The sequence below is a fragment of the Protofrankia sp. CiP1_Cm_nod3 genome, assembly GCF_982290655.1.
This window is the reverse complement of record NZ_CEVIVD010000010.1, coordinates 24,560-34,858: the sequence shown is the minus strand read 5'-3', so window position 1 is coordinate 34,858 and position 10,299 is coordinate 24,560. Positions and strand designations below refer to the sequence as shown.

Here is a 10,299-nt window from a genome sequence, read left to right as displayed (position 1 = left end):
GCCCCCGACGGCCCCGGTGCCCCCGACGGACTCGGGAACCCGGGTGGCCCCGGCGCCTCGGACAGCGCCGGCAGGACAGCCGATGCCGCGGCGTCCTGAGGGCCCGCCCCCGCCACCGGTCGTCGCGCGGGTGCGGGTGCGGTTCGCCAAGCGGGGGCGGTTGCGTTTTCTGTCCCACCGGGATGTCGCACGGACCTTCGAGCGTGCCCTGCGGCGCGCGGGCGTCCCGATGGCGTACTCGGCGGGCTTCAGCCCGCATCCGCGCATCTCCTGGCTGGGCGCCGCCCCCACGGGCGCCGCCAGCGAGGCCGAGTACGTCGAGCTCGCCCTGGCCGAGCACCGCCAGCCCCGGGCGCTGGGGGAGGCGCTGGACGCGGCCCTGCCAGCCGGGCTGGACGTGGTGGCCTGCGCGCAGGCGGCCGCGACACCGCTGGCGGAGCTGGTGGACGCGTCGCACTGGTGGATCCGGCTGCCGGGTGTCGCGCCCACCGCGTTGGCCGCCGCCGTCGACGTGCTGCTCGCCCGTGACCTGGTGGAGGTGGAGCGGGTCACCAAGGACGGACATCGGCGCTTCGATGTCCGTCAGGCAGTGGTCTTGATGGTTTGCCGTGCGGAGAACGACACGTGTGCGATACTGGATACGGTTGTGCGGCACACGACGCCCGCCGTACGACCCGACGACATGCTGACCGCCCTCTGTGTGGTCGCCGGCCTCCGGCCGCCAGTACCACCCGAACCACTGCGGCTCGGGCAAGGTCGGCTGCTGGCGGATGGCACCGTGGCGGATCCGCTCATGCCGGACCGCGACGACGCGGGACGACTGGTCGGCCGAATCGATGCGTGATGCAGGGTGTCGCAGGATTCGCCGGTGGTACGCCGCCGGACCGAGACAGTGGTTCCTGAGCGGTCGCGACTGTGACAGCAGCGCGCCCGGGGACCCCGAGAGGCTTCATAACCCGTGCCCGAAGACATTTTGACAGGCTCCGATGAGACACTCATCACTCGTCCAGCGCCGAGACGGCGGCGCGCCGCCGGACGATCAGCCGGACCTCCGCCCGAGCTCCTGACCGGGAACGGGGCCGCAACCGCCGCTGACATCAGCGCGCAGGCCCCGGCCGGGTCACCCGAGCCACCCGGTACGCCGTTGCCACCGGACGAACCGGTAGCCGTCGGCGACGTGACCAGCGAGGACGTGACCAGCGAGGACGTGACCAGCGAGCCGGCCGCCGCGACGAACAATCCGCCAGAACCGGCAGCCGCGCTGTCGACGGCAGCGCCGTCGGCACCGGCTCGGCCGGCTCGGTCGGCTGAGCCGCCGGTAACAGAGCCGTCGGTAACGGCGGCGCAGCCGACGGCCGTCCAACCCACCGGTTCCGAGCGGTCGTTGCCGGCCGCGTCCGAGCCTGATCCGTCCCTTTCTGATCTTAGTGGTTCCGCGGCCACGCGGGCCGGCGGACCGCGGACGTCGGCGACCGGCGACGCCGCCCCGGCCGCGAAGCCACGGCTGCGCCGTGGCCGGGCGGTCACGGCGGTGACCTTCCAGGCGCCCGAACCCGCCGCGATCGAGCTGGTGCAGCGCCGCCGCCGTGAGTCCTCGCCACCTGCCAGCGACACCTTCTCGTTCGGTGCCGACAGGGTGAACGGGGACGCCGTGAACGGCTCCGGCGAAGTGGCCACCGCCGCGGCCGGCCCGTCTGCCGATACCGGTGGGGACCGGCGGTACGCGCGGTCCGGGCCGGGGCCGGCCGTTGGCGCCGGCCCGCGCGTCGACGAAGATCCCGAGCCCGAGCCGGAGCTCGCCGGATACACCGATGTCGACGCGCCGACGGCGGCCGATCTGGCGGCCGACGACGGCGACGGCGACGGCGACGGCGACGGCGGTTCGACGCGCCGGCGCCGCCGTGGCCGGCGGGGACGCGGCCGGGCTCGCGCCGACGAGGAGACCGACAACATCGACGAGCTGGACAGCGCCGCCTTCGACGGGGCGCCCGGCCGTCCCGACGAGGACGGCCTGGACAGCACACCCGGTTCCGGTCGCACCGGGGCCGACGACCCACGGCCGGCGGCGGACCGGGAGCCGGCGGACCCCGATGAGCCCGCGCGGCCCCGGGCCGGGCAGGCCGGCCCGGCCGGCGGGGCCCTTGAGGAGGACGAGGCGCTGTCGGGCACCTCGCGCCGCCGTCGCCGGCGCCGGCGACGCGACGGCTCCGGGTTCGTCGACGACGCCGCTCCCGACGACCCGCCGGTGACGGTCGTGCACGTGCGCGAGAGCCGGGCCCGCGACGACGAGGCCCGTCGGGCGAACGAGGTCCGCGGGGTCAGCGGCTCGACCCGGCTGGAGGCCAAGCGGCAGCGCCGGCGGGAGGGCCGGGACAGCGGCCGGCGCCGTCCGCCGATCGTCACCGAGGCCGAGTTCCTCGCCCGCCGGGAAGCAGTCGAACGGCGCATGATCGTCCGCAACGCCGGTGACCGCACCCAGATCGCGGTACTTGAGGACGGGGTGCTCGTCGAGCACTTCGTCACCCGGGCCAGTTCCTGGTCGTACGCGGGCAACGTCTACCTCGGCCGGGTCCAGAACGTGCTCGCGAGCATGGAGGCGGCGTTCGTCGACATCGGCAAGGGACGCAACGCCGTCCTGTACGCCGGTGAGGTCAACTACGACGCCAGCGGGCTCGACGGACGGCCCCGCAAGATCGAGCAGGTGCTGAAGTCCGGCCAGCCGATCGTCGTCCAGGTCAGCAAGGACCCGATCGGTCACAAGGGGGCGCGGCTGACCAGCCAGGTCAGCCTCCCCGGCCGCTACCTGGTCTACGTGCCGGACGGGCAGAACGCCGGGATCAGCCGTAAGCTTCCGGACACTGAGCGTGCCCGCCTGAAGGCGATCCTGAAGAAGATCACGCCGGAGGACGGGGGAGTGATCGTCCGGACCGCCGCCGAGGGCGCCAGCGAGCAGGAGCTCGCCCGGGACGTCGCCCGCCTGTCGGCCCAGTGGGAGGACATCTGCCGCAAGGCGGCGAAGGCCAGCGCACCGGCGCTGCTCTACGGTGAGCCCGACCTCGTGATCAGGGTGATCCGGGACATCTTCAACGAGGACTTCGCCGAGCTGGTCGTGCAGGGAGCGGGAGAGGCCACGATGATCGAGGACTACGTCGACATGGTGGCGCCGGACCTGCGTGACCGGGTCCGCCGGCATGCCGGCCGGGTCGACGTCTTCGACGAGTACCGGGTCGACGAACAGCTCGCCAAGGCCCTGGAGCGCAAGGTCTGGCTGCCCTCGGGTGGCTCCCTGGTGATCGACCGCACCGAGGCCATGACGGTCATCGACGTCAACACCGGCAAGTTCACCGGCAAGGGCGGCAACCTCGAGGAGACGGTCACCAAGAACAACCTCGAGGCCGCCGAGGAGATCGTCCGCCAGCTCCGGCTGCGGGACATCGGCGGGATCATCGTCATCGACTTTATCGACATGGTGCTGGAGAGCAACCGCGAGCTCGTCCTGCGGCGCCTGACGGAGTGCCTCGGCCGGGACCGCACCCGCCACCAGGTCGCGGAGGTGACCAGCCTCGGGCTGGTGCAGATGACCCGCAAACGGGTCGGCCAGGGACTGCTGGAGGCGTACAGCGAGCCGTGCGCGCACTGCGGCGGCCGTGGGGTGATCCTGCACCTGGACGGCGCGTCCGCGCCCGCGCGGGGCGGCGCGCCAGCCGACCCGCCGGTGCCACCGTCGTCGGCAGGCAGCGCGCCGTCGGGCGCGGTGGCAACGGCTGGCGCGGCATCGGGCGCCATCGCCCCGGATGCCCAGCCGCCCGGGGCGGCCTCGGCCGCTGCCGTGCCCCCAGCACCCGGCACCGAGCCCGCTGACAGCACAGCTCCCGGTACGGAGACCGTTCATGACGCGGCCGTTCATGACGCGGCCGTTCATGACGCGGCCGGCCACGACACGGCCGGCCACGACACGGCCGGCCACGACACGGCCGGCCACGACGGCCCGGCCAACGGCCCGGGGCCGTCGTCGAACGGATCCCGGTCATCGGGAGCGCGTGCCGGACGTCGGCGTGCCTCGCGGGCGGTCGCGCCGCCCCAGGAGAGCGCGCCGGGCGACCTGGAGACGGTCGGAGGCGCGGCCCGCGAGAGCTGACCGGTCGCGCACCGCGGGATCCTGGCCCGTGACCGGGATCCCCGGCCTGCCGTCGGCAGGGATTCTTCCGCCGGCGGCTTCCGGCTGCCGGTGTGGCTGCCCGGCCGTGGTTTCAGTGCCGGCCGGCGGACGCGTCCGCCACCGTCCGGTACGACCGCACCGGCTCCCGGCGGACGAAGTCACCCCGCTGGCGTTCGCGCAGCAGCGCGTCCAGGACGGCCCGGGACCGCTGGAGCGCGCCGTCGACGGCGTCGCTGGCGCGGTGGCTGTCCCCCATCTGCAGGGCGTAGGAGGCGACCACCAGCGCCTGGACGACGTCGTCCTGGGCGCAGAGGGTGTCGCCGTCTGAGTCGCCGTCGGGGTCGGGGCCGGGGCCACCGTCGCTCTTCTCGGCCTTCCCGCTCCTTGCGGCCCAGGTCCTCGCGGTTCCGCTCCTCGTGGCGCCGGTCCTCGTGGCGAAGCCGCCGGCCGTGGTCAGGCCGCGGGCCTGCACCGCGAGCCAGCACGCGGCGCCCGCCGTGCCCAGCGCCCACAGGGCGCGCAACGCGGTGGGAAGGCCGATCAGATCGTTGACGGCCACCCCGGTCACGGTCGTGATGACGACAGCGGACGCCGCGATCGTCGCCGACCGGCGCGGCGGGTCCGTGGCGTGGGCCGCGGCCACCAGCGGCCACCCGGCGGTCAGGACGGCGGCGACCGTCACAGCACCAGCGCTCCAGATCACGACCTGCCACCCCACCCACCCCACCGTGCACCCCCGTCTGGCTGGCGTTGCCGCGACGGCTGCCGGTCCGGGCAGCCACCCCCAGAGTGGATGGTTGCGTGCCCGTGAGCGGACCGCCATGGTTCATCCGTGCCATGGCGGGATGCGTCTGGTGGGTGGGTGTGGGCGCGTCCGCCGCGGGCCTGTCGCGCGGGCCGGCGCCGGGCCGGTACATGCCGTTCCGAGGCTTGCCGGCATTCCGGGGGCTTGCCGGTGTTCGAGGGGCTCGCCGGCATGGTGGTAATGTCGTGGCGGTCCGCGTCGGTGTCGGTGCGGCCGGCCAGCGGCCGGTTGAACGGCTGACCAGCGGCCGGTCCCGGCTGGCCAGCGGCGTTGTGGTTGGCCGACGGTGTTAAGGTAGTGCAATCAGGGCCGGGTGCGGGGTGTTTTCGCCGCGCCAGTCAGAGCCCCTGAGGGTGGCGGTGTCCGTCAGCGGTCGCGCCGTCTTGTCCTCGGGTGCTCCAACGCCCGTCCGACTTCAGCAAGGAGAACCGGTGTACGCGGTCGTGGCCAGCGGCGGCAAGCAGCACAAGGTCGCCGTCGGCGATGTCGTCGACGTCGAGCTCGTTCCGGGCGAGCCGGGTGCGGCCGTCAATCTGCCCGCTCTTCTGCTTGTCGACGGCGACGTGGTGACCCACGACAGGGACGCGCTCGCGTCCGTCGAGGTGACCGCCGAGGTCGTCGAGATCGTCAAGGGTCCCAAGATCAGGATCCACAAGTTCAAGAACAAGACCGGCTACCACAAGCGGCAGGGTCACCGCCAGAAGCTGACCCGCCTGCGGGTGACCGGTATCGAGACCGGGAAGGCCTGAAGCGACATGGCGCACAAGAAAGGCGCGAGCTCGTCGCGCAACGGCCGCGACTCGAACGCCCAGCGTCTCGGTGTGAAGCGTTTCGGCGGCCAGTATGTCAACGCCGGCGAGATCATCGTCCGGCAGCGTGGCACACACTTCCACCCTGGTGGGCAGGTCGGCCGCGGTGGCGACGACACGCTGTTCGCGCTGGCCGCCGGGCATGTCCAGTTCGGTACCCGGCGGGGCCGTCGGGTCGTCAACGTCATACCCGCCGAGGAGCTTCTGTCCGCCTGATCCAGGCGGGTGTTGCCGGTCGGCCGCGGTTGAGGAAAGCAGCGGTGCGGTGCCCACCTTCGTTGACCGCGTCGTCCTCCACGTCACCGCGGGTGATGGTGGGCATGGCTGCGCGTCGGTCCACCGGGAGAAGTTCAAGCCGCTCGGTGGGCCGGACGGCGGCAACGGCGGCCGGGGCGGTGATGTCATCGTCCGGGTCGACCCGGACGTGACCACCCTGCTGGACTTCCACTTCCACCCGCACCAGCGGGCATCTGGTGGGCGGCCCGGCCAGGGCTCCAACCGGCACGGCGCCGACGGCACCGACCTCGTCCTGCCCGTGCCGGACGGCACCGTCGTCCTGCGGCCGGACGGCGAGCAGATCGCCGACCTTGTCGGTGCTGGCAGCTCCGTGGTCCTCGCCCGTGGCGGGCGCGGCGGGCGGGGCAACGCCGCGCTTGCCTCCAGCCGGCGCAAAGCCCCCGGGTTCGCGGAGCTCGGCGAGCCGGGGGAGCAGCTCGACGCCGTCCTCGAGCTCAAGACCGTTGCCGACGTGGCGCTGGTCGGTTTCCCCAGCGCGGGCAAGTCCTCGCTGGTGTCGGTACTCAGCGCCGCCAGGCCGAAGATTGCTGACTACCCGTTCACGACGTTGGTGCCCAACCTCGGCGTGGTACAGGCCGGCGACAACGCGCCGTACACGGTGGCCGACGTCCCCGGCCTCATACCCGGCGCGAGCACCGGGCGCGGCCTCGGCCTGGAGTTCCTGCGCCATGTCGAACGCTGCTCGCTCATCGTCCACGTGCTCGACTGCGCCACCCTCGAACCCGGTCGCGACCCCCTGACCGACCTGGACGTGATCGAGTCCGAGCTCGCGGCCTACTCGACGGACCTGTCCGACCGGCCGCGCGCCGTCGTCCTCAACAAGATCGATGTTCCGGACGCCCGCGAGCTGGCGGAGCTGGTCACCCCCGAGCTCACCGCCCGTGGGCTGGACGTCCTCGCGGTGAGCAGCGCGACCCGCGAAGGCGTGCGGGCGCTCTCGCTCGCCCTGGCCGAACGGGTCGCCGAACATCGTGCCGCGCGGCCGCCGCAGGCGTTCCAGCGGGTCGTCATCCGGCCCCGCGCGGTTGACGAACCCGACTTCACCGTGCGTGCGCATGACGACGGGTTCGTCGTGGCCGGTGCCAAGCCGCTGCGCTGGGTCCGGCAGACCGACTTCAGCAACGACGAGGCGATCGGCTTCCTCGCCGACCGCCTCGCCCGGCTGGGGGTGGAGGCCGAACTCGCCCGGCTCGGCGCGGAATCCGGCGTGGCGGTCACCATCGGTGACGTCACCTTCGACTGGGAGCCGCAGCTGAGCCGCCGTGGCGGCCGGATCATCGATGATCATGAAGATGGGGCGGCCGGGCCGGAGTCGACCCTCGGCCCGCGGGGCAGCGACGACCGGCTGGTCACCTCCACCCGGCTGACCCGTGCGCAGCGGCTCGCCAGCCGGGCCCGCGGCCGCGAAGTTCTCACCGACCAGAACGCCGGCCCGTACGGCCCGGACATCACCGACGACCTTGAGGCCCCCGACCTTGAGGCTCCCGACATTCTCGACCTGGACAATCCAGGCGGCCTCGACCGTTCGGGCGGCCCTGACCGTTCCGGCAGCTCCGATGGCCGGGAGGACGAGCTCGAAGCGTGACAGACCGTGATTTCGTGCTGCGGGCCGACCGGGTCGTGGTGAAGGTCGGCTCGTCGTCACTGACCACCGCGGCCGGCGGTATCGACGGCGACCGCGTCGACGTCCTGGTCCGGGCGCTCCTGCCGCGGGCCGGCCGGCTGGTACTGGTCTCCTCGGGAGCCATCGCCGCCGGGCTCGCGCCACTGGGCCTGACCCGCCGCCCCCGGGACCTGGCGACCCTGCAGGCCGCGGCCAGCGTCGGGCAGAGCATGCTGGTGCACCGGTACGCGACCGCGTTCGGACGCGCCGGCCACCAGGTCGGCCAGGTGCTGCTCACCGCCACCGACGTGGTGCGCCGCACCCACTACCGCAACGCCCGGACCACCCTCGACCGGCTGCTGGAACTCGGCGTGGTCCCCGTCGTCAACGAGAACGACGCGGTGGCCACCCAGGAGATCCGGGTCGGTGACAACGACCGCCTCGCCGCGATCGTCGCGCATCTGGTCTCCGCGGACCTGCTGGTCCTGCTCTCGGACGTGGACGGCGTCTACGACGCCAACCCTCGGCGCGGCCCGGCCACCATGATCCGCGAGGTCCGGACGGACGCCGACCTCGACGGGGTCGGCACCCGGGGCACCGGCAGCGCCGGCGTGGGCGTCGGCGGCATGGCAACCAAGATCGACGCTGCCCGGATGGCGGCCTCGGGCGGGGTCACGACACTGATCACCTCGGCGGCGAACGCCGCCACCGCGCTAGCCGGCGCCGAGGTGGGGACGGTGTTCCACCCCAGCGGCCCGCGCCGCGCGTCCCGGCTGCTGTGGCTGGAGCACGCGACCACCCCGCAGGGCCGGCTGTTCCTCGACGACGGGGCGGTGAACGCGATCGTGAACCGGCGGGTGTCGCTGCTGCCTGCCGGGGTCACCAGGGTCGACGGCGACTTCGTCGCGGGCGACCCGGTGGACCTGGTCGACCCGTCCGAGCGGCCGGTCGCCCGCGGCCTGGTCGCCTACGACGCCACGGAGCTGCCCGGGATGCTGGGCCGCTCGACGTTCGACCTGGCCGCGGAACTCGGCTCCTCCTACGAACGAGAGATCGTCCACCGCGACGACATCGTGCTCCTCCAGCGGAGACCGTAGGCAGAAACCGTCGTCACCACGACGTTTTCCACCTACGGCTGCCGCCACCGTAGGTGGAAAACGTCACGGCGGCACCGGTTTCCACCTACGGCTTGCGCGTTGAGGGCCAGCTCAGATGGTGGTGCGTACGTGGCTGCCGTGGGGCTGTTTGATGACGGTGATCTGGGTGGGGATGCGCTGGCGCAGGTCCGCGACATGGCTGACGATGCCGACCAGGCGGCCGCCGGAGCGCAGGCTGTCCAGGACGTTCATGACCTCCTCCAGGCTGTCCGGGTCGAGGCTGCCGAAGCCCTCGTCGATGAACAGCGCGTCCATGGCCTGGCCGCCGGACTCGGCGGTGACCACGTCGGCGAGGCCCAGCGCCAGGGACAGGGCGGCCTGGAAGGTCTCCCCGCCGGAGAGGGTGGCGGTGTCGCGCCGCCGGCCCGTCCAGGCGTCCTCGACCAGCAGGCCGAGGCCGGCCCGCCGGCGCCGGTCCCGCCGCTCACCGCTGTCGTGGACGAGGGTGAACCGGCCGCCGCTCATCGCCGCCAGGCGTCCGCTCGCCGCCGCCGCGACCTCCTCGAGACGGGCGGCGAGGACGAAGCTCGACAGCGGCATGCCGTGACGGTTGCCACCACGGCCCGTGGCCAGCTCGGCGAGGCCGCGCAGTTCCGCCGCGGCCTCGCGCAGCGGTGGTACCGCGGCGAACGCGGCGGCGAACGCGGGCACCAGGTCGGACAGCCGCCGGGCCCGGTCGCCGGCGCGCGCCGCCTCGGTGAGCGCCGCTTCGTGCCGCTGCCGGGCCGCGAGCGCCTCCGCCTCCCGTTCGGCCACCGGTGCCGGTGTGTCCGGATCAACGGCCAGCTGGGGGCTGGCCAGCTGCGAGCGCACCGTGACAAGATCGTCGCGATAGGCCGTCAGACGTGCCTCGGTGCCGAGGATCCAGCCTTCCTCCCGGCAGGCGGCCTGGGCCGCGGCCACGTCCGGGAAGCCGGCGTCGTGGGCGTCGTGGCCGGCGCCGGTCGCGGCGCGGCGGTACTCCTCCTCGGCCAGGGCCGTGGCCGAAGCGGCCGCGTGGCAGTCGGAGTAGGCGTCGGCGAACTGGGCGACCTCGCGTTGGCGGGCGGCCAGCCGCCCGACGTCCCGCAGCTCCGGCGGCAGGCTGGCCCGCTGCCGTTCGGCCCGGGCCCGGCACTCCTGCGCTCGGGTGCGGGCGAGCTGCTCACCGGCGGTGTGGCCGGCCAGGTCGGCCGTGGCCCGGGTCTCCTCCTGACGGGCCCGCTCAAGCGCCCGTTCGGCGGCCGGGAGGTCGTCGGCCTGCGCGGCGAGCGCCTCGGCCCGGTCCGCCAGGCCGGCCGCGGCCTGCTCGAACACGTCGACGGGGAGCACAGCGGGCAGGTCGGGGCCCGCGGGCAGCTCTCCCAGCCGCGCGACGCCGACCACGGCGTCGTGGTCCACGGGCCTGTGATCGACGGTCCTGTGATCGGCCTGGCCGGCGGAGCCGTAGGTGGCTCCGTGGCCGGCGCTCCCGTGGCCGGTGGCTCCGT

The 10,299-nt window shown here is 73.7% G+C and carries 8 protein-coding genes; 6 read left to right on the top strand and 2 right to left on the bottom strand.

Translation table 11 applies throughout. From position 1 onward, the window contains the following. Positions 1-82: 82 nt before the first annotated feature. On the top strand, positions 83-844 hold the full coding sequence (locus AC5LUJ_RS04135) for a TIGR03936 family radical SAM-associated protein (protein ID WP_250285400.1): 762 nt from the start codon (positions 83-85) through the stop codon (positions 842-844). A 687-nt stretch (positions 845-1,531) separates the two neighbouring features. Next, entirely contained in the window at positions 1,532-4,138 is a 2,607-nt protein-coding gene (locus AC5LUJ_RS04130) for an Rne/Rng family ribonuclease (protein ID WP_493464485.1), read from the top strand. 112 nt (positions 4,139-4,250) lie between these two features. On the opposite strand, the gene AC5LUJ_RS04125 is transcribed toward AC5LUJ_RS04130, so the two are convergent. Further along, positions 4,251-4,862 carry an MFS transporter gene (locus tag AC5LUJ_RS04125; RefSeq protein WP_250285401.1) on the bottom strand — a complete coding sequence of 204 codons (612 nt, stop codon included), beginning with the start codon at positions 4,860-4,862 and terminating at the stop codon, positions 4,251-4,253. Positions 4,863-5,395: 533 nt separating this feature from the next. On the opposite strand from AC5LUJ_RS04125, the gene rplU reads away from it, so the two are divergent. The 4 genes from rplU to proB are packed head-to-tail and all read left to right on the top strand — an operon-like array spanning position 5,396 to position 8,770. Then, on the top strand, positions 5,396-5,713 hold the full coding sequence (gene rplU / locus AC5LUJ_RS04120) for a 50S ribosomal protein L21 (protein WP_131766001.1): 318 nt from the start codon (positions 5,396-5,398) through the stop codon (positions 5,711-5,713). Between the two features lie 6 nt (positions 5,714-5,719). After that, positions 5,720-5,989, top strand: coding sequence for a 50S ribosomal protein L27 (gene rpmA / locus AC5LUJ_RS04115; protein ID WP_047222877.1), 270 nt, complete (start codon positions 5,720-5,722; stop codon positions 5,987-5,989). A 49-nt stretch (positions 5,990-6,038) separates the two neighbouring features. Beyond that, entirely contained in the window at positions 6,039-7,655 is a 1,617-nt protein-coding gene (gene obgE, locus AC5LUJ_RS04110; protein WP_250285402.1) for a GTPase ObgE, read from the top strand. Next, positions 7,652-8,770, top strand: coding sequence for a glutamate 5-kinase (gene proB, locus AC5LUJ_RS04105; RefSeq protein WP_250285403.1), 1,119 nt, complete (start codon positions 7,652-7,654; stop codon positions 8,768-8,770). Before obgE ends, proB begins: the two co-directional genes overlap by 4 nt. Before the next feature lie 111 nt (positions 8,771-8,881). On the opposite strand, the gene AC5LUJ_RS04100 is transcribed toward proB, so the two are convergent. After that, positions 8,882-10,299 (bottom strand): SbcC/MukB-like Walker B domain-containing protein (locus tag AC5LUJ_RS04100; protein ID WP_493464484.1); only part of this gene is annotated, 1,418 nt, incomplete at its 5' end.

Bases quoted from the DNA above. Each gene is read 5' to 3' on its own strand.
- AC5LUJ_RS04135 (WP_250285400.1), top strand. From the start codon at position 83: ATGCCGCGGCGTCCTGAGGGCCCGCCCCCGCCACCGGTCGTCGCGCGG.
- rpmA (WP_047222877.1), top strand. From the start codon at position 5,720: ATGGCGCACAAGAAAGGCGCGAGCTCGTCGCGCAACGGCCGCGACTCG.